This is a genomic window from Mycobacterium sp., assembly GCF_044223235.1.
Lineage (GTDB): Bacteria > Actinomycetota > Actinomycetes > Mycobacteriales > Mycobacteriaceae > Mycobacterium.
In genome coordinates this window covers 633467-653034 of record NZ_JBGAME010000001.1, presented here as the reverse complement: position 1 = coordinate 653034, position 19568 = coordinate 633467, and the positions used below count along the sequence as shown (strand labels likewise).

The 19568-nt window shown below is 68.4% G+C and carries 15 protein-coding genes and 1 pseudogene; 6 read left to right on the top strand and 10 right to left on the bottom strand.

Annotated elements, in window-relative coordinates; translation table 11 throughout:
- Nucleotides 1-14: 14 nt before the first annotated feature.
- Nucleotides 15-1595, bottom strand: coding sequence for an FAD-linked oxidase C-terminal domain-containing protein (locus ADBZ6K_RS02930; RefSeq protein ID WP_526344367.1), 1581 nt, complete (start codon nt 1593-1595; stop codon nt 15-17).
- A 26-nt stretch (nt 1596-1621) separates the two neighbouring features.
- On the opposite strand from ADBZ6K_RS02930, the gene ADBZ6K_RS02925 reads away from it, so the two are divergent.
- Nucleotides 1622-2197 carry a TetR/AcrR family transcriptional regulator gene (locus ADBZ6K_RS02925; protein ID WP_526344295.1) on the top strand — a complete coding sequence of 192 codons (576 nt, stop codon included), beginning with the start codon at nt 1622-1624 and terminating at the stop codon, nt 2195-2197.
- On the top strand, nt 2194-3762 hold the full coding sequence (locus ADBZ6K_RS02920; protein ID WP_526344294.1) for a glycerol-3-phosphate dehydrogenase/oxidase: 1569 nt from the start codon (nt 2194-2196) through the stop codon (nt 3760-3762). The genes ADBZ6K_RS02925 and ADBZ6K_RS02920 overlap by 4 nt, the downstream gene beginning before the upstream one ends.
- Nucleotides 3763-3774: 12 nt before the next feature.
- On the opposite strand, the gene ADBZ6K_RS02915 is transcribed toward ADBZ6K_RS02920, so the two are convergent.
- The gene (locus tag ADBZ6K_RS02915; RefSeq protein ID WP_526344293.1) at nt 3775-4926 is read right to left on the bottom strand and encodes a T6SS phospholipase effector Tle1-like catalytic domain-containing protein; all 1152 of its coding nucleotides are present in this window, start codon (nt 4924-4926) and stop codon (nt 3775-3777) included.
- 137 nt (nt 4927-5063) lie between these two features.
- A pseudogene (locus ADBZ6K_RS02910) lies at nt 5064-5930 on the bottom strand (LysR family transcriptional regulator); the annotation flags it as partial.
- 88 nt (nt 5931-6018) lie between these two features.
- On the opposite strand from ADBZ6K_RS02910, the gene ADBZ6K_RS02905 reads away from it, so the two are divergent.
- The 4 genes from ADBZ6K_RS02905 to ADBZ6K_RS02890 all read left to right on the top strand — a co-directional run bounded on the left by ADBZ6K_RS02905 (nt 6019) and on the right by ADBZ6K_RS02890 (nt 11756).
- Nucleotides 6019-6768: an SDR family oxidoreductase gene (locus ADBZ6K_RS02905; RefSeq protein WP_526344292.1), complete on the top strand. Its 750-nt coding sequence runs from the start codon at nt 6019-6021 to the stop codon at nt 6766-6768.
- A 94-nt stretch (nt 6769-6862) separates the two neighbouring features.
- Nucleotides 6863-8686, top strand: a complete 1824-nt coding sequence (locus ADBZ6K_RS02900) for an amino acid permease (protein ID WP_526344291.1) — start codon at nt 6863-6865, stop codon at nt 8684-8686.
- Nucleotides 8683-9570 carry a universal stress protein gene (locus tag ADBZ6K_RS02895; protein WP_526344290.1) on the top strand — a complete coding sequence of 296 codons (888 nt, stop codon included), beginning with the start codon at nt 8683-8685 and terminating at the stop codon, nt 9568-9570. Before ADBZ6K_RS02900 ends, ADBZ6K_RS02895 begins: the two co-directional genes overlap by 4 nt.
- Nucleotides 9571-9782: 212 nt before the next feature.
- Entirely contained in the window at nt 9783-11756 is a 1974-nt protein-coding gene (locus ADBZ6K_RS02890; protein ID WP_526344289.1) for a S41 family peptidase, read from the top strand.
- 9 nt (nt 11757-11765) lie between these two features.
- Here ADBZ6K_RS02890 and ADBZ6K_RS02885 read toward each other — a convergent pair whose 3' ends face one another.
- The 7 genes from ADBZ6K_RS02885 to ADBZ6K_RS02855 all read right to left on the bottom strand — a co-directional run bounded on the left by ADBZ6K_RS02885 (nt 11766) and on the right by ADBZ6K_RS02855 (nt 19532).
- Entirely contained in the window at nt 11766-12647 is an 882-nt protein-coding gene (locus ADBZ6K_RS02885; RefSeq protein ID WP_526344288.1) for an EamA family transporter, read from the bottom strand.
- 99 nt (nt 12648-12746) lie between these two features.
- On the bottom strand, nt 12747-14180 hold the full coding sequence (locus ADBZ6K_RS02880) for an acyl-CoA carboxylase subunit beta (RefSeq protein WP_526344287.1): 1434 nt from the start codon (nt 14178-14180) through the stop codon (nt 12747-12749).
- 55 nt (nt 14181-14235) lie between these two features.
- Nucleotides 14236-15489, bottom strand: coding sequence for a 3-oxoacyl-ACP synthase KasB (gene kasB / locus ADBZ6K_RS02875; protein WP_526344286.1), 1254 nt, complete (start codon nt 15487-15489; stop codon nt 14236-14238).
- Nucleotides 15490-15529: 40 nt separating this feature from the next.
- Complete coding sequence (gene kasA, locus ADBZ6K_RS02870; RefSeq protein WP_526344285.1) at nt 15530-16780, bottom strand: 3-oxoacyl-ACP synthase KasA; 1251 nt, start codon at nt 16778-16780, stop codon at nt 15530-15532.
- Nucleotides 16777-17073: a meromycolate extension acyl carrier protein AcpM gene (acpM, locus tag ADBZ6K_RS02865; protein WP_526344284.1), complete on the bottom strand. Its 297-nt coding sequence runs from the start codon at nt 17071-17073 to the stop codon at nt 16777-16779. Before acpM ends, kasA begins: the two co-directional genes overlap by 4 nt.
- Nucleotides 17074-17196: 123 nt before the next feature.
- Entirely contained in the window at nt 17197-18117 is a 921-nt protein-coding gene (locus ADBZ6K_RS02860; protein WP_526344283.1) for an ACP S-malonyltransferase, read from the bottom strand.
- A 128-nt stretch (nt 18118-18245) separates the two neighbouring features.
- A complete protein-coding gene (locus ADBZ6K_RS02855) occupies nt 18246-19532 on the bottom strand; it encodes a PucR family transcriptional regulator (RefSeq protein WP_526344282.1) in 1287 nt (428 codons plus the stop codon).
- Nucleotides 19533-19568: the final 36 nt, after the last annotated feature.

The window sequence follows — 19568 nt, the reverse complement described above, 5'->3', positions numbered from 1 at the left end:
CGTACCGCTGGTGCTCACGGAATGAGCTTGCCCGGGTTGAGGATCCCGGCCGGATCGAGCGTCGCCTTGACCGCCCGCAGCACCTGCACACCGAGGTCGCCGACCTCGTCGCGCATCCACGGTCGATGGTCGGTGCCCACGGCGTGGTGATGGGTGATGGTCGCCCCGGACCGCACCATCGCCTCGGAGGCGGCGTCCTTGGCCCTGCGCCATTGGTCGATCGGGTTGCCGCGCTGTCCGGCGACGACGGTGAAGTACAGCGACGCGCCGGTGGGGTACACGTGCGAAATGTGGCACAACACCAGCGCCGGTGTGCCGGTTTCGGTGAGGGCGCGGGTCAGCGCCTCTGTCACCGCCGTCTTCACCGCGACGAGATTCGACCAGCTGGTGGCGGTCTCCAACGTCTCGCACAACGCACCCGCCGACAGCAGCGCGTCGCGCAGGTAGGGGGCGGCGAACCGGCCCCGCTCCCAGGCGCGGGCCGGCTCCTCACCCAGCGAGGTGCCGCCACGGGCCTCCAGCAGCGCCCGCGTCTCGGCGTGCCTGCAGGCCGTGTGCTCGGCCGTGCCCTCGAAGACCGTGATCGCCATGCATCCGCCGGTGACGCGCTGCTCGCCGATGCTCTCGGTGGTGGCGAGGTTGACGCCGGTCTCGGCCTCGTCGGACAACCGGATGACCGTCGGTCCCGTCGCGGTCTGGGTGACCGCGCGCAGCGCCTCGGCACCGGTGGCGAAGTCGGGGAACGACCACGCCTCGTAGCGGGTGGATTGCGGGATCGGATGCACCCGCGCCCGCACCCGGGTGATGACCCCGAAAACCCCCTCCGAGCCGACCACCAGCTCACGCAGGTCGGGGCCGGCCGCGGATGCCGGCGCCCGGCCCAGGTCGAGGGTGCCGGCGGGCGTCACCGCGCGTACCCCGCGGACCATGTCGTTGAACCGGCCGTAGCCCGCCGAATCCTGACCCGACGAACGCGTGGCGGCGAATCCGCCGATGGTGGCGAACTGAAAGCTCTGCGGGAAGTGACCAAGCGAGAAGCCCCGTTCGCCGAGCAGGCGCTCGGCCTGCGGCCCCGTGAGCCCCGCGCCGAGTTCGGCCTCGCCGGAAACCTCGTCGAGGGAATGCAATTGGTCCAGCCGCCGCAGGTCCAGGGACACCACGGCGCGGAAGTCGCCGCGGATCGGGTCGAGACCGCCCACTACGCTGGTGCCGCCTCCGAACGGGACTATCGCGATGCCGCGCCCGGCGCAGACCCGCATGATCGCGGCGATCTCGTCGTCGCCGCCCGGTGCCAGCACCGCGTCGGGGGCGTCCTGGATTCCGGTTTGCTTGCGGCGCAACAGGTCCAACGTGGACTTCCCGCCTGCGTGCAGCAGCCGCAGCCGGTCGTCGACCCCGCAGTGTTCCGCGCCGACGACGGCGGCGAACGCGTCCAGGTCGGCGGCGGACAGCGCTGACGGGCGAAGCCTCACCTGGTCCTCTGTCAGCTCGTCGGCAAGCGAATCATCAACGCCGAGAGCCTGTTTGAGCAGTGCACGGATTCCGTCGGACAGCGGCTTGGCGGCCTCGGGATCGCCCCAGGCATTCCACTTCATCGAGGACATGCATTACAGTGTTACATATGCTGTCAATCAGTAACGAGGCTGAAACGGTGGAGGCCAGAGTCCTCGACGCCGCCGCCAGCTGCGTCGTCGCCTACGGCGTGGACAGGGTGACGCTGGCCGAGATCGCCCGCCGGGCCGGGGTCAGCAGGCCCACGGTCTACCGCCGCTGGCCCGACACCCGCTCGATCCTCGCCGCCCTCCTGACCGCCAGGGTGATCGGCGTGCTCGATGCGGTGCCCGGCCGCGGAGTGGGCCGGGAAGCCTTGGTGCAGCGAGTGATTGCGGTGGCAGAGCGACTACGCGCCGATGAGGTGATCACCTCGGTGTTGCACGCCCCCGAACTGGCGATGGTCTATATCACCGAGCGGCTCGGCACCAGTCAGCAGATCCTCATCGACGCCGTCGCAAGCGAGCTGGCCCGCGCCCAGGACGAGGGCAGCGTGCGGCCCGGTGACCCCGCCCAGCTCGCCGCCATGTGCCTGCTCATCACGCAATCGGCGATCCAGTCCGCGCAGATGGTGGAACCCATCCTCGACGCGGACGCGCTGGATGTCGAACTGTCCCGTGCGCTGAACGGATACCTGCGGCCATGACCGGTTCCACGGCGCTCAACGCCGCCCGGCGCACCGCCGAACTGGCCCGGCTGGGCGACGGAGAGCGGCTCGACGTACTTGTCATCGGCGGCGGGATCACCGGCGCCGGAATCGCTTTGGACGCCGCCACCCGGGGCCTGTCGGTCGCGCTGGTGGAGAAACACGACCTGGCCTTCGGCACCAGCCGCTGGAGTTCCAAACTGATCCACGGCGGGTTGCGCTACCTGGCGACCGGCAATGTCGGCATCGCACGGCGCAGCGCCGTCGAGCGGGGGATTCTGATGACCCGCAATGCCCCACATCTGGTGACCGCGATGCCCCAACTGGTCCCCCTCTTGCCCGCCATGGGTAGTGCGAAGCGGGCGCTGGTGCGGGCCGGATTCCTGGCCGGCGACGGATTGCGCAGGCTGGCGGGCACCCCCGCGGCGGTGTTACCCCGGTCGCGGCGCGTCACCGCGGACCGGGCGATCGAGCTGGTGCCCGCTGTATGCCGGGACGGCCTGGCCGGGGGTCTGCTGGCCTTCGACGGGCAGGTGATCGACGACGCGCGGCTGGTCACCGCGATCGCGCGTACCGCCGCTCAGCACGGCGCGCGCATTCTGACCCGGGTGGGCGCCGCGCACCCGACGGGGACCTCGGCCACTCTCACCGACGAGCTCTCGGGTGACGCGTTCGACGTGTCGGCGCGGGCGGTGATCAACGCCACCGGGGTGTGGGCGGCCCAACTGGACCCGGCTATCGGCCTGCGGCCCAGCCGCGGCACGCATCTCGTCCTGCCCGCCGACGCTTTCGGCAAACCCGTTGCCGCACTGACGATTCCGATACCAGGCGAACTCAACCGGTTCGTGTTCGCGATGCCCGAGCAGCTCGGGCGGGTGTATGTCGGACTCACCGACGAGGACGCGCCCGGGCCGATACCCGATGTGCCACAACCGGCCCCGCACGAGATCGCGTTCCTGCTCGACACGGTGAACACCGCGCTCGCCGTCGCGCTGACGCCGGGTGACGTGATCGGTGCCTTTGCCGGGCTGCGGCCGCTCATCAGCACTGCGCACGCGAGGAGCAAGAAAGACACCGCAGTCACCGGGCACACCGCCGACATCTCCCGCGAGCACGCTGTCGTCGAATCGGCGTCGGGCATGCTCAGCGTGATCGGCGGCAAGCTCACCGAATACCGTTATATGGCAGAGGATGTGCTGGACCGGGCGGTCGCGCTGCATGGCCTGCGTGCGTCGGCGTGCCGGACCCGCAACCTGCCGCTGGTAGGCGCCCCCGCCAACCCGGTGGCCACATTGCGGACGCCCGTGGTGCTGCCCGGATCGCTGGTGGCGCGCTACGGGGCGGAGGCGCCGAACGTCATCGCCCGCGCCACGTGTGCGCGCCCGACGGCACCCGTCGCCGACGGTATCGATGTCACGCGTGCGGAGTTCGAGTACGCGGTCAGCCATGAGGGGGCCCTGACGGCCGACGACATCCTCGACCGGCGCACCCGCATCGGTCTCGTCGAGTCCGATCGGGCCCGGGCAGCCGCGGTCGCCGCCGAATTCGTGTCGCGGGTGGGTTAGCCGCCGGCGAGGTCAGGCCATGCCGGCCGCGTACCGCGGATCGTCCCTCTGCCGTTCGGCGTTGACGGGATTGTGCCGCTCGGCGCTGACCGGCTGCCATGTGGCCAGCGGGGCTAGCGGCGGAATGGGCTCCACCCGGGCGGCCAGGTCATCCATCCAGCCTGCCCACCAGCCGATGTTCGGTGCCTGCTGCCGGCGCGCGTCGGTGTCGTCGCGCCAGCGGTCGAAGGCCGATTCGGAGATCCACAGTGTGCCGGTCACCTCGGGATCGCCTTGGCCCGCCAGGATGCGACGGTCGCCCTGGAAACGTTTGAGCTCTCTTTTCGGTCGCAGCGGACGTGCCAGCCTCTTGACGGCATTGATCACCCGGTAGGGCGGTTTCATCGAGTCGTGCGGCGACAACGGCTGATCATTGAGTCCCGGGAACAGGTCGAAATCGAACACCAAGCCGCAGCGTTGCGCCTCACCGACCATCCAGCGCAGGGTGAGATCTGCCGGTGCGGTGTCCGGGTAGCCGCCGCCGATGTCGGAGTGCGCCCCTTCGAACCACACCTGTTTGACGTCGGTGACCGTGTTGTCCCTGGTGTTCCACAGGCACGGAGCGAAGGTGAGTCGGCGTTCGTCGATCGCCAAAGCCTGGCGGGCGCATTCGATCTGGGTGGTGAGCTCCACGTTGTGGAACTTGTAGCGCTTCCTGGTGAGTCCGGGCGCACCCAGTGCGCCGACGGTGTCGAAGACGCCCAGCAGGCGGATCTTCGGCGTCACTTCATTCCGGTAGGTATCGGCCCGGAATCGCTCGATGTCGATGTTCGTGCCCTCGCGCGGGCGGTTCCGGTAGATCCGCAGTGCCGATTCGAGGCGATTCCTCGCGACCCCCTGGGGTGTGAGCAGCCCAATGGTGGCGATCATGCCGACCAGGCTTCGAGCGGTGTAGGCGCCTCGGCTGAAGCCGAACACGTAGATCTGGTCACCGGGCTGGTAATTCAGCGCCAGGAACCGGTATGCCCCGATGATGTCGTCGTTGAGGCCCGCGCCGAAGGCTCCCCCGATGAGGCGATCGAGGAATCCGCGGGTTCCGACGCCGTTGGTGGAGAACACCAACTGGTTTGTGCCGTGCGCCGTTACCGGCCGGATGGCCCGGGCGATCTTTTCGATGTTCGACACGCGCTGGTCGTCGGATCGCTTCCAGGTACCGTCGCAGCACACGACGAGTCGTCGCATCTCATCCCTTTCTCCAGTTTCCAGCTCCCAGCCTCGCGCGCATACGCCCCGGCGGTCATGCGTAGTGCACTACCTGAATCGAGCACCACGTCCCGGATCGCCGATGCGGTGTGGCGCTGCCACAGCGCCTGCACCGGGCTGAGCAACTCGGGTTCGAGGGCGATCACCGCGACGCGACCGTCCATGGCCGGGCCGGCCGGGTGGGTGACGAACGCGATCGCGCCGGTGGTCAGGGGTGCGGCGAGCGTGGTCGCGCCCTGGACGCGGCTGATGATGTAGTCCGGCTCGAATCCGGCGCGTCGGCAGGCCCCCAGCAGCAGGTCGCTGTAGTAGGACATACCGGGCGGTGACCACAGCGCGATCACCTCACCGGCGAGATCGCCGATGTCGACACGCGAGCGGCCGGCCAGTCGATGGCCGGCGGGCACCGCCAACCGGATCCGGTGGTAGCCGACCACCGCACCGGCGAGGTCGCCGGGCGGAACCACACCGCGGCGCATACCGAGCTGCACCGAACCGTCCAGCACCGCGGCGACGAGCTGATCGGGAAACATCTGGCGAAGCGTGAACGAGGCGTCGGCGAACGAGTCGACCGCCGGCTCCAGCAGCGTGTACACCTCGGCCGTGCTCAGCGCCGGGGTGTGGCCGACGACGAAGTGCTCGCGCCCGCCGGCAGCGGTGCGCCGGACATGGTCGGCGACGGTATGCGCCGCCGCCAGCAGTGTCCGCCCCTCGCCGAACAACAGCCTGCCCGCCCGGGTCAGCGAGACCCGCCGGCCCTCGCGAACGAAAAGCTGAGCGCCCAAAGACTTCTCGAGCTGACGCACCGAGCTGCTCAGCGCCTGCTGGCTGAGGTGCATACGTTCGGCGGCGTGGGTGAAGCTGCCCGCCTCGGCGACGGCGATGAACTGGCGCAGGCGGTGCAGGTCGGGATAGCCGGGGTCCACCCGGATCAGACTAACCACAAACAGGACTTGTAGAAACCGCGAAAAGATTCGTTTCTTATTTGTCAGTCTTCGCACTACGGTCGGCGCCATGGGTAACCTCACGGGCAGATCCGCAGTCGTCGCTGCGGGTGCGAAGAATCTGGGCGGACTGATCAGCACGACCCTGGGCGAACGGGGTGTCAACGTCGCGGTGCACTACAACAGCGCAGCCACCGAGGCCGACGCCGACAAGACCGTCGCACAAATCGAACAGTCGGGCGCCAAGGCGATCAAGGTCCAGGGTGACCTCACCGTGCCCGCCAACGTCGAACAGCTCTTCGACGCGGCCATCGACGCCTTCGGCTCCGTCGATATCGCGGTGAACACCGTCGGCAAGGTGCTGCGCAAGCCGATCGTCGAAACCACTGAGGCCGAATACGATTCGATGTTCGACATCAACTCCAAGGCCGCCTACTTCTTCCTGCAGGAGGCGGGCCGCAAGCTGGCCGACGGCGGATCGGTGAGCACGATCGTCACCTCGCTGCTGGCGGCATTCACCGACGGCTACTCCACCTACGCAGGCGCCAAAAGCCCGGTCGAACATTTCGCCCGCGCGGCCGCCAAGGAGTTCGCGGCGCGCGGAATCAACGTCAACAACGTCGGACCCGGCCCGATGGACACCCCGTTCTTCTACGGCCAGGAAACACCCGAGCGCGTCGCGTTCCACAAGTCGCAGGCGATGGGCAACCGTTTGACCGACATCACCGACATCGCGCCGTTGGTGGTCTTCCTGGCCGACGAGGGGCACTGGATCACCGGGCAGACGATTTTCGCAAACGGCGGGTACACCACCCGCTAACAGCGGAGGGTAATGCGAGGGTAACGTTCGGCTGAAACCGCCACGAAAGCCCGCCGAAGTGTTCATGATCTCCGAATAGACGATCGGAGGCGCGATGAGCGGGACACCGGTACTCCAGAAGGCACTCAGCCAGCGACAGCTGCGGATGATCGCGATCGGCGGCGTGATCGGCGCCGGCCTGTTCGTCGGCTCGGGGGTCGTCATCGGTGCGACGGGCCCCGGCGCCTTCCTCACCTACGCCATGGCGGGCGTCCTGATCATCATGGTGATGCGGATGCTGGCCGAGATGGCCGTCGCCAACCCATCGACCGGGTCGTTCGCCGACTACGCTCGCAATGCGCTGGGCAACTGGGCGGGCTTCTCCGTCGGCTGGCTGTACTGGTACTTCTGGGTCATCGTCGTCGGCTTCGAGGCCATCGCGGGCGCCAAGATCATCCAGTACTGGGTCGACGTACCCCTATGGATATCCGCGCTCATCTTCATGGTGCTGATGACCGGCACCAACCTGTTCTCGGTGTCGTCCTTCGGCGAGTTCGAGTTCTGGTTCGCCGGCGTCAAGGTGGCGGCGATCTGTGCGTTCATCGCACTCGGGTTGCTGTTCGTAGTCGGCCTGTGGCCGAACAAGTCGCCGGACTTCTCCAACCTGACCTCCCACGGCGGATTTCTGCCGATGGGCTTCAGCGTGATCACGGTCGGGATCGTCACGGTGATCTTCTCGATGGTGGGCGCCGAGATCGCGACGATCGCCGCCGCCGAATCGGAGGATCCGGAGACCGCGGTGGCGAAGGCCGCCAACTCGGTGATCGTGCGGATCCTGGTGTTCTACGTGGGCGCGGTCCTGCTGCTGGTCATGATCGTGCCGTGGAACGACGAGGGACTGGCGGCATCGCCGTTCGTCTCGGCGTTCACCCGGATGGGGATCCCGTACGCCGATGACGTGATGAACGCGGTGGTGCTGACCGCGGTGCTGAGCTGCCTGAACTCGGGTATGTACACGGCATCGCGGATGCTGTTCGTCCTTGCCGCCCGGCGCGAGGCACCGGCACAGTTGGTGCAGGTGACGAAACGCGGTGTGCCCGCCAACGCGATCCTGGCGTCCTCGGTCGTCGGTTTCCTCTGCGTCATCGCCGCGGCCGTCTCGCCCGACACCATCTTCGCGTTCCTGCTCAACTCCAGCGGCGCCATCATCCTGTTCGTCTACCTGCTGATCTGCATCTCGCAGATCGTGCTGCGCTACCGCTCCGACCCGTCCACGCTGAAGGTCAAGATGTGGCTGTTCCCGGTGCTGTCCATCCTGACCGCGGTGGGGATCGTGCTGATCCTGGTGCAGATGTTCCTGGACGAGTCGCTGCGCCCCCAGCTGATCCTGAGCCTGCTGTCCTGGGCGGCGGTGATGGCGCTGTACTTCGCGAACAAGGCCTACCTCAACCGCAGGCCGGAGGCCGAGCAACCAGCCGCGGCGACCGCACCGCACCGGGTGCTGGTGATGGCCAACGAAACGGCCAACTCCGCCGAACTCATCGACGAGTTGCGCCGGATCGGCGCCGACAAGGACGCCAAGTACCACGTCGTCGTCCCGGCCAGCGCCGTCGAGACGGGCACCGCGGCCACCCACGGACCGCTCGACCTCTGGGAGGCCACCCAGGCGGCCGCCCAGCGGCGCCTGGACCACACCCTGAACACGCTGCGCTCCGACAACCTCGACGCCGACGGTGAACTCGGCGACCAACGGCCGCTGCGCGCGCTGGCCAAGGGCGTCGAAACCTTCCAACCGGACCAGATCGTCATTGCGACACTGCCGCCCGAATACTCGGTCTGGCACCGGTTCGACGTGGTCGACCGCGCCAGAGCCGCCTATGACGTGCCGGTGACCCACATCGTCGCCCAGCCGGCCGTGATCGCATCGAGTACCTCATGACCATCATCGCCGGGTTCAGCTGGGCGGGCCAGAGCGCCGCCCCACTGAAGCTGGCGGCCAGGATCGCGCGGTGCACGGGGGAGAAGATCGTGGCCACCGCGATCGTGGAACGGCAGTGGCAACCCAGTGCGGGTTCGGTGGAGGACGAATTCATCGACTACGTCAGCTCGGGGGCCAAACGATGCCTTGAGGAGGAGGTGGCGAAGCTGCCCGCCGACCTGGACAGCTGGGTGGTCGTCCACCAGTCATCCTCGGTACCAACGGGATTGACCGAGTTGGCGACCGAACTGGACGCCACCATCGTGGTGGTCGGATCCTCGTCGTCGGGTCTGCTGGGCAGGGTTGCGCTGGGCAGCGTCACTTCCCGGCTCGTGCACACCGCGTCGGTTCCGGTTGCCATCGCCCCGCGCGGCTACCCGCTGGACCCCGGGCCGATCGACCGGTTGACCGTCTCGTACGGCGGTCAGGCCGACGCCGTCCGCCTGATCGCCGCGAGCGCCGAACTGGCCACCCGGTGGAAGGCGCGGTTGCGGATAGTGTCGTTCACCGTGCGTCCGGCCAGGTTGTTCGGGGGCGTCGTCGACACGTCGGCGGAGGGTCTGGTGATCGAGCAGTGGGTGCGCAGGACGGTCGCGGAAGTCACCAAACAGCTCAACGAGGTTCGCACCACGATTGCGCTGCCTGATGTCGAGGTCGTGATCGGCTCGGGCACCGACTGGGGTGCCGCGGTCGACGACGTGCCGTGGGAGTCCGGCGATCTGCTGTTGCTCGGTTCCGGTGCGGCCGGTCAGTCGACCCATGTTTTCCTCGGTTCGGCGGCATCGAAGATCATCAGGAACGCCCCCGTGCCGGTGATGATCCTGCCGCGACACGGCTCCGGGTAGGACACGATCAGGCCGGTGGTCATCGAAATCGACGCCAGCGCGAGGAAGTGCGACTGCAGCGCGCGCTCACGTCGATCTCGGTGAAGGGTCTGAGCCGAGAACATATGAGTAGCCGACTACTCAGGTCATGCGCGGCCGGCCGACTTACCGTGTGAGTCACGGGCCCTGTCGACACGGCAGGGTTCTCGGGGGCGCACGGGAAGGGGTCGGATATGGGCAAGAGCGGTCAGGCGGTGGCAGAGAAGCGGCGCGCAACAGCCAAGGCCACGCCGCGGCGGGCCCGGGCCACCGCCGAGCAGGGCGCGACGGTGCCGCTGCCGGACTTCCTCTCCGGCGCAGGCAATCTCACTCTCAACCAGCGCAAGCTACTGGTCGATCAGGCGATCCTGCTGCTCGAGCAGAACTTCGTGCACCTGCCCCTGAAGGTGGCGATGCACGCGGTCAACCCCGTGCAGCGGCTGCGGGTGATGCGCGCCAGGATAGAGCGCCAGACCCCTGCGACGATGGAGCCGGAGTGGCAGTTCCACCGCGCCATGTCCAGCGTCTTTCACTCCGTGCGTGACCTGCATACCAACTACCTACTGCCTGCGCCGTTCGCCGGGAAGATCGCCTTCCTGCCGTTCGGCATCGAAAGGTGTTGGGACGGTTCCGACGAGCTGTATCTGGTGACCAGCGTCGTGACCGGTTTCGCCGCGCCGCAGTTCGGCCCCGGCGTCGAGGTGACCCACTGGAACGGAATGCCGATCGCGCGTGCCGTCGCGCTCAATGGTAGTCAGTTCGCCGGAAGCAATGAGGCGGCCAACCTCGCCCGCGGGCTGGATTCGCTCACGCTGCGCCCCTTGATCATCCAGTCACCACCGGACGAGGACTGGGTCACCCTGAGCTACATCGGCCTGGACGGATCGACGCAGGAGCTACGCGAACCGTGGAAGGTGACCGACAACCTTCCGCCGATGACCGACCTCGACGCGATCAGCACCGCCGCGGCCTCGATGGGACTGGACCTGGACTCCGACGAGAAGGGTCGGGCCAGGAAGCTGCTGTTCATCCCCGAGGTCGTCCGGCTGGAGCGGGGTCTCAGTTCGGCGCAGCTCGACGAGCCGGTGGCGGTGCGCGGTGCCGATCTGCCCACCACGATGCCGGGCGTATTCCGGGCGCGGCAGGTCGACACCGCACACGGAACGTTCGGGCACATCCGCATTTTCACGTTCAGCGTCAACGATCCGGTGGCCTTTCGGGACGAGTTCGTCCGGTTGGCGGCGGCGCTGCCCCAGAACGGCTTGATCCTCGACGTCCGCGACAACGGCGGCGGCCACATCTACGCAGGCGAGTTCATCCTGCAAACCATGACGCCGCACCGGATCTCGCCCGAGCCGGTGCAATTCATCAGCACACCGCTGAACCTGCGCATCTGCCGCCGCCACCGCGACAATCCGGTCGGCATCGACCTGGGGCCATGGGTCGAGTCGTTGGACCTGGCGACCGAGATCGGCGCCGCCTTCTCCGCGGCCAGACCGATCACGCCCGAGGACGGCGCCAACAACCTGGGCCAGACCTACCACGGGCCGGTGGTGTTGGTCACCGACGCCCGGTGCTACTCCGCGACGGACATCTTCGCCGCCGGGTTCGCCGACCACGGCGTCGGCACGATCCTCGGCGTCGACGACAACACCGGCGCGGGCGGCGCCAACGTGTGGACCCACGGGCTGTTGTCACAGCTGCTCCAGCAGCCGCCGCCCGCCGACAGCGTCTCGCCGTACCGGGCGCTGCCCAACAATGCCAACATGCGGGTGGCGATCCGGCGCACGCTGCGGGTCGGTGCGCAGTCCGGGACGCCGGTCGAGGACCTCGGCGTGCGCCCCGACGAGCTGCACAAGTTGACCCGCAACGACCTGCTGGCCGGCAACACCGACCTGCTCGACGCCGCCGGTGAGCTGCTCGCGGCCATGCCGGTACGCCGGCTGGATCTGGACACGTCCATCGACGGCGGGGCGGTGACGGTGAGTATCGACGCGGACGGGATCGACCGGGCGGATCTGATGCTGGATGGCAGGCCCCGCGGCTCGTACGACGTCGGCGCCGACCCGGTGACCGCCGAGATCTCCGGCGCGGCCGCCGGTCAGCTGCTGCGGGTCGACGGCTACTCCGGCGGTGAGCTGGTGGCCTCGCGCCGGGTCACGATCTGACCCGGGTGGTCAGGACGGTGCGGGCGCCTGGTCCTTGTCCCGGTCGCTGATGATCACGCCCGCGACGACCAGCGCGATGCCCACCAGCTCCGGGCCGGTGGGCACCTGCCCGAGCGCCGCGAAGCCCACCAGCACCGCCGACACCGGCAACAGCGCCAGCAGCAGGGCGAAGCGCGCCCGGCCGACCATCCGCAGCATCATCTGATCCAGTGCGTAGGGGATGACGCTGGACAGCACCGCAAGGCCTAGGACCAATGCGGGGACCAGCCACACCACCCGCCCCAACCCGTCGGGGGAGTGCCAGCCCCGCACGATCACGATCGCCAACGGCGCGGTCACCACGGCACTGATCGCCCAGCCGACGGCCAGCGAGTCCAACGAATTGCCGCTTTGCGCAACGACTTTGCCGAGCACGACGTAGCCCGCCCAGAACGCCGCCGCCGCGAGCGCGAAGGCGATACCGAGGGGCTGCGAGGCGAATTGGACGTCGGCGATGAGGACGACGCCCGCCAGCGCCGCGAGCAGCGACACCCATCCGCGCGCCGAGCGGGACTCGGCAGCCACCACCGCGATGGGACCGAGGAATTCGATCGCGACTGCGGTGCCCAGCGGCAGCCGGGCGATCGCTTCGTAGAAGCTGATGTTCATCAGCGCAGTGACGATCCCGAACATCCCCGCCAGCACCATCGGCCGTCCGGTCCATGCCTGCCGGCCGGGGCGGATCAGGGCGACCAGGATCAGTGCGCTGGCCGCGACCCGCAGCCACGCAACCCCGGCGGGCGGGATGTACTCGAACAGCAGGACCCCGAGCGACGCGCCGACGTACATGGTGCAGCCGCTGAGCACCATCAGGGCTGGGGCCGCCAGCGGGTGCGACTTCAACGACGGCACCCCGACCCCTCACCTTCCTGGCCGAGCAGACGCAAACTGCCCGAATTCCGGCGGAAAATGGGGCAGTTTGCGTCTGCTCGCGCGGGAAGGGGGCAGGGATCAGAGCGGGATGTTCTTGTGGCGACCGCGGCGGGCGGGCGCCTCCGCCAGCGCCTGGGTCAGCTTGCTGCGGGTGTGCGCCGGGTCGATCTTCTCGTCGACCACACCGATGTCGATGGCACTGTCCACGCCGCCTGCGATCCGCTCGTGCTCGGCGGCCAGCTCGTCGTGCAGCGCTTCGCGCTCGTGGTCAGCCGCCGCGGCGAGCCTGCGCTTGTGCAGAATTCCCACCGCCGCCTTGGCGCCCATCACCGCCACCTCGGCGTCCGGCCAGGCGAACACCTTGGTGGCGTTGAGCGACCGCGCATTCATCGCAATGTAGGCCCCGCCGTAGATCTTTCGGGTGACCAGCGTGACGCGGGGGACGGTGGCCTCCCCGAACGCGTGCAGCAGTTTCGCGCCGCGGCGCACCACCCCGCCCCATTCCTGATCCACGCCGGGCAGATAGCCGGGCACGTCGACGACCACGACCAGCGGGATGCCGAACGCGTTGCACAGCCGCACGAAACGCGCGGCCTTCTCGGCGCTTTCGGAGTTCAGGCAACCGCCGAGCCGCAGCGGGTTGTTGGCCAGCACGCCCACCGTGCGGCCGGCGAGCCTGCCGAGGCCCACGACCATCGACGGCGCCCACCTGGCCTGGAACTCTTCGAAGGACGAGGCTCCGTCCGGTTCCCCATCCAGCAGCGCCTGCACGATCGGGTGCACGTCGTAGGCGCGCCGCGCCGATGCGGGCAGCAGCGCGTGTAGGTCGAGGTCGCCCGCCTCGGCCTTGGCCCGATCGAAGTGGCCCTGCTGGCAGAAGTAGCCGACCAGCCTGCGGGCGCGCGTGTAGGCGTCCAGTTCGTCGTCGGCGACGATATGGCACACGCCGGACTTCTTGTGGTGGGTGTCGGGGCCGCCGAGTGAGGCCATGTCGACGTTCTCGCCGGTGACACTTCGCACCACGTCGGGTCCGGTGACGAACACCCGGCCCTCGGGTGCCATCACGACGACATCGGTGAGCGCCGGTCCGTAGGCGGCGCCGCCCGCGGCGAATCCGACCACCACGGAGATCTGCGGGACATAGCCCGACGCGCGGATCATCGCCTCGAACACCAGACCGACGGCGTGCAGGGCCTTGACGCCCTCGGCCAGCCGGGCGCCGCCGGAGTGCCAGATACCCACGATCGGGCACTGCTCCTCGATGGCGGTGTCGTAGGCGTCGACGATGTGGGCGCAGCCCTCGACGCCCATCGCGCCGCCCATGACGGTGCCGTCGGTGCAGAACGCGATCGTCCGCACACCATTGACGGTCCCCGCGACCGCGAGCACACCTGAGCGGTCCCGCTCGTGCAGCAGCTCTACGCTGCCGTCGTCGAGGAACGTGCTCAGCCGCAGCAGCGGATCGCGGGGATCCAGCGATTCGCCGATGGGCTGGGGTGCCGTGATGGTCATCGAAACCTCCTGTGCGCGGGGGTCGCTGCGCGATATTGCCGAAAAGTACTGCTGCTCAGTACTTTCCGAACACAATCGACACGTTGTGCCCACCGAATCCGAACGAGTTGTTAACCGCGTACTGGTAGTTGCCCGGCCGCGGCTCGCCCGCGACCACGTCCAGATCGATCTCCGGATCGAGGTTCTCGAGGTTCAGCGTCGGCGGAATGATGCCGTCCCGCAGCGCGAACACCGTCAGGATGGACTCCACCGCACCGACCGCGCCGACCGAATGGCCCAACGCCGACTTCGGTGCGTACACCGCGGGCCGGTGTGCGCCCATCGCGTTGTTGATGGCCTTGCCCTCGGCCACGTCGCCGACCGTGGTGCCGGTCGCGTGGGCGTTGACATGGTCGACGTCGGTGGGCTGCAGACCCGCGAGCTGGATGGCCCGCGTCATCGCGTATCCGGCCTGCTCACCGTTGGGATCGGGCGCCACGATGTGGAAGCCGTCCGACGTGACGCTGGCCCCCATGATGCGCGCCAGCGGTGTGGCGCCGCGGGCCTTGGCGTGCTCCTCGGTCTCGATCACCAACAGCGCGCCGCCCTCACCGAAGACGAACCCGTTGCGGTCCCGGTCGAACGGGCGGCAGGCGCCGGCGGGGTTGTCGTTGGTGGTGGACAGCACGATGCGCATCTGGGCGAACCCGGCGATCGGCACCGCCTCGATCTTGGTCTCGACACCGCCGCAGATCGCGACGTCGGCCTCGCCGAGCACGATGTTGCGCCAGGCGTTGGCGATCCCCTCGGAGCCGGAAGCGCAGGCCGAGACCGGGGTGCTGACCCCAGCCCTGGCCTGGCGTTCCAGACCCACGGCGGCTGCCGCGGCGTTGGGCATGTACATCTGCACGGCCAGCGGCGACACCGCCCGCAAACCCTTCGCCTTCAATGCTTCGTAGGCGAAGAGCAGTTCCTCGCTCGAACCCATCCCCGTGCCGATGGAGACCATCAGCCTGCGGGGATCGACCTCGGGCGAACCGGCGTTCTGCCATACCCGCCGGCTCAACACCGTCGACATCTTCTGCAGGTACGACAGGCGGCGCAGTTCGACCCTGGTCAGTTCGTGGTCGAAATCCTCCCGGAGGTGCCCCCCGATGCGGACGGGCAGGTCGTACTGCTCGACGAACGGATCCTCGAGCTTGCGGATTCCGCTTTTCCCGTCGAGCAGTTCCTTCCAGGTGGTGTCCGCATCGGATGCCAGGGCAGTTGTCATGGCAACACCCGTGACAACCACGTTGGGGAAGCCGTTCCCCGTGCTCAACCCGGCCATTACTACTCCGACAGTTCCTCTCTACGCATGAACGGCTACCTCAGTACCGCCCGAACGCCAGGGCGACATTGTGTCCACCGAATCCGAACGAGTTGTTGATGGCGTACTGGTAGTCGCCATATCGAGGCTCGCCCGCAACCACATCGAGATCGATCTCGGGGTCCGGTGTCTCGTAGTTCAGCGTCGGCGGGATGACGCCGTCACGCAGCGCCAGCACCGTCAGCGCCGACTCAAGGGCGCCGACCGCACCGATGGAGTGACCCAGCGCCGACTTCGGCGCGTACACCGCGGCGTGCTCGACTCCGGCGACGCGGATGGCGTTGGCCTCCGCGGTGTCGCCGATCGGGGTGGCCGTGGCGTGGGCGTTGACGTGGTGAATGTCCTTGGGGGACAACCCGGCCGTCTCCATCGCCCGCTTCATCGCCTGACCGGCCCGCAAGCCGTCAGGTGCCGGAGCCACCATGTGATAGGCGTCGGACGTGATGCCCGCACCCATCAGCCGGGCCAGCGGCGTGGCGCCGCGAGCCAGGGCGTGCTCCTCGGTCTCGATGATCATCAGCGCACCGGCCTCGCCGAACACGAAGCCGTCCCGGTCCTTGTCGAAAGGACGCGAGGCCGCCGCGGGATCGTCGTTGCGGGTGGACATGGCACGCATCATCGAGAACGCCGCGATCGGCAACGCCTCGATGCCGCCCTCCACACCGCCGACAACGGCGAAGTCGGCGTCACCCATGACGACCTGACGCCAGCCGTGGGCGATGGCCTCCGAGCCCGACGAGCAGGCCGACACCGGGGTGATGACCCCGGCGCGCGCGCCCAGCTCCAGGCCGGCGACCGCCGCCGCGCCGTTCGGCATGATCATCTGAACGGCGAGCGGGGATACCTTGCGGGGCCCGCCCTCGTTCATCGCGTCGTAGGTCTCGACGATCTTCTCGCCGCCACCGAGGCCGGTGCCGATGATGACCGCGAACCGGTCCGGGTCGACCTCGGGCTTGCCCGCGTTCGCCCAGAGCCGCGTGGCCAGCAGCTTGGACATGCGCTGCACGTAGGACATGCGGCGCAGGTCGATGCGAGACATGTGATCGTCGACGTTGTCGACGAGGTGGCCGCCGATGCGCACCGGCAGGTCCCACTTGGTGACGAAATCGTCCTCGAGGACGCGGATGCCGCTTTCGCCGGCCAGCAGGCCCTTCCACGTGCTCTCGATATCGGCGGCAAGCGCGGTGGTGGCCTCGACAGCGGTCACCACCACACTCGGGAAGCCGCCGTTAGCAGTGGAAGGTCTGGTCATTCGCCCGCAAACTTCTCGCGCAGGGCGGCAGCGGCCTCGGGGTTCTCTTCCTCGAGCTTCTGGATGTAGCCGACGACGTCACCGACGGTGCGCAGACCGGCCAGATCCTCGTCGGGGATCTTCACGCCGTACTTGTCCTCGGTCTGCACGGCGATCTCGACCATCGACAGCGAGTCGATGTCCAGGTCGTCGACGAACGACTTCTCGGGGGTGACCTCGGAGGGCTCGATACCGGTGACCTCTTCGATGATCTCGGCGAGGCCGGCGATGATCTCTTCCTGAGTGGCGGGCACAGTGGCTCCTTCTACTTGTCCTGTCGACTGTTGGATGCGTCGAACGGGTGGTTTGTCGCCGCTCCGGGCTTGGAGCGATCGTCCTGGTGGGTCGATATGTGTCGATATGTGGTTGTGGGCCGGCTAAAGCTCTTTCAGCCCGTCCAGGTCAGCGGGGGATTTGACGGCGTGCGTCGGCACCCCCCGAAGCTCACGTTTGGCGATACCGGCGAGGGCTCCCGCCGGCGGGAACTCGACGAGCGCGCCGACCGCATGTTCGCCAAGCGTCTTGGTGCACAGATCCCAGCGCACCGGGCGGGTCAGCTGCGCCACCAGCTTGGTCATGGCGTCGGCGGCCGAGGTGACCGGCAGACCGTCGGCGTTGGACAGCAGCGTCGTCGTGGGCTCGGAGGTGGCGACCCCCTGGGCAGCTGCGGCGTAGCCGTCGAGTGCTGCCGCCATGAACTCGGTGTGGAACGCACCCGCGGTGGCCAGCTGTCGCACCCGGGCCTTGGCGGGCGGGTCGGCGGCCAGCTCGTCCAGGTCCTCCTGCCGCCCGGCGGCCACGATCTGACCGGCGGCGTTGCGGTTGGCGGGCACCAGGCCGAGCTCGTCGAGCCGGGCCAGCACCTCGGCCTCGTCGCCGCCCAGCACCGCCGACATGCCGGTGGCCTCGGCCGCGCAGGCCTTGGCCATCTCGGCGCCGCGGGTGGCGGCCAGCGCGACGGCGTCATCGGCGGAGATGACGCCCGCGATCGCGTAGGCGGCGATCTCACCGACGGAATGGCCCGCGACGATCGTCTCGGCGTCGGCGAGCAGCCCGCGGTTGGTCAGTTCCTCGTACGCCAGCAGGGTTGCCGCCACGACGAGCGGCTGGGTCACTGCGGTGTCGGTGATCTCATCGGCGGTCGCGGTGGTGCCCAAACGGGTGAGGTCCAGTCCGGAGACCGCCGACCAGGCGGCGAGCCGGTCGGGCGCGCCGGGGACTTCGAGCCACGGGGCGAGCATCCCGGGGGTCTGAGACCCTTGTCCGGGCGCGAGCAATCCAACGGGGGTTTGAGGCACGTCTTTAAGAAAACATTGTGAAGACGGATTTGTGCGGTGTAAGAGATTATGAACCTTGTCTTATGTTTTTGTAGGGAGTCCACAAAACCGCATGTGATGCGACTGCATCGATACCGTCCCGAAACCTGTTACATTCCGCGAAATGCTGTCGCGCCGGCCGGACGCACCGCAGGCACTCCCATCAGTCGGCCGTTTGGCGGGCTGGTCTGTTGCGCCTGCCTGTGTAATCTGCCCACCGTCGCGGCCACCCGCAGCACGTAGGCGTCTCTGGGCAGCGTGGGGTCGCGGCCGGTGAAGTCCGTGATCCGTTTCAGCCGGTAGCGCACGGTATTTGGATGAACGAACAATTTGCGCGCACAGGCCTCGATCGCCCCGCCGGAGTCCAGGTAGGCATCGAGGGTCTCGGTGAGCGCCGGACCCGCATCGCCCAGTGGCCGCATCACCTCCGTTTCCAGCGCGGCGATGGCCGTCGCGTCGCCCAAAAGCGCCCGCTCCGGCAGCAGTTCACGCGCCGACACCGGCCGGGGCGCCCCGCTCCACCCCGCGACGGCGTTCATCCCCGTGATGGCCTCGGTGGCGCTGCGGTGGGCTGCGGTCAGGGTCGGCGCGGTCGGCCCGATGACCACCGGGCCGTCGGCGAACACCTGCAGCAGTTCGGACAGGAACCGGTCGGTCGGTGAGAGCGGGCCCGACACGATCGCCACCAGCCAGGTGCCGTGCACGTCGGAGAGCGCGGCCCGGTCGTTGCGGTTGACGACGTCGCGAACGTCGTCGCTGGCCAGGTCGATGCGGTCGGGTTGGGGCAGCCCGACGATCACCGTGGCCGGCGCGGTGGCATCCCAGTTCAGGGCGGCGGCCTGGGACTGCAGTTCGGGTCCGACGTCGCCGCGCACCACCGCGTCGACGACGTTGGCCTCCATCCGGGTGTCCCAGGCGCCGCGCGCCTCGGCGGCGTCCGCGTAGGCCGTCGCCGCCGCGAACGCCAGATCACGGCTGTAGCGCAGGATCCCCGCCGTCAGCGCGGTGACCTGTTCGTCGGACCGCGCGAGCAGGGGCACCGCCTCTTCGAAGAACTCCATGGTGGTGCGCACCATCTCGACGGTCTGACGCAGCGCGATGCGCCGGGTCAGATCCTGCGGCACCACCTCGAACGCCTGCACCGTGTAGCTGACGTTGCTGGTCGGGTTGCGCATCCATTCGACGAAGTTGACGACCGCCGTCTGCACCACCAGATGCACGCTGGCACGCTGGGAGGCCTCCAGCCCGGCGAAGAACGGCAGCCGTTCCTCCATCGCGTGCACGGCCTGGGTGGCCAGCCGCCCCGAGTACTGCTGCAGCCGTCGCAGGACGGAGTCGGGGACGTTCTGCAGCACCTCGAGCGTGGATGCCGGCGGGATGAACCGGTTGTCGGGCATCCCTAAAATCTACGCCAGGAAACTGGCGAAACCCTC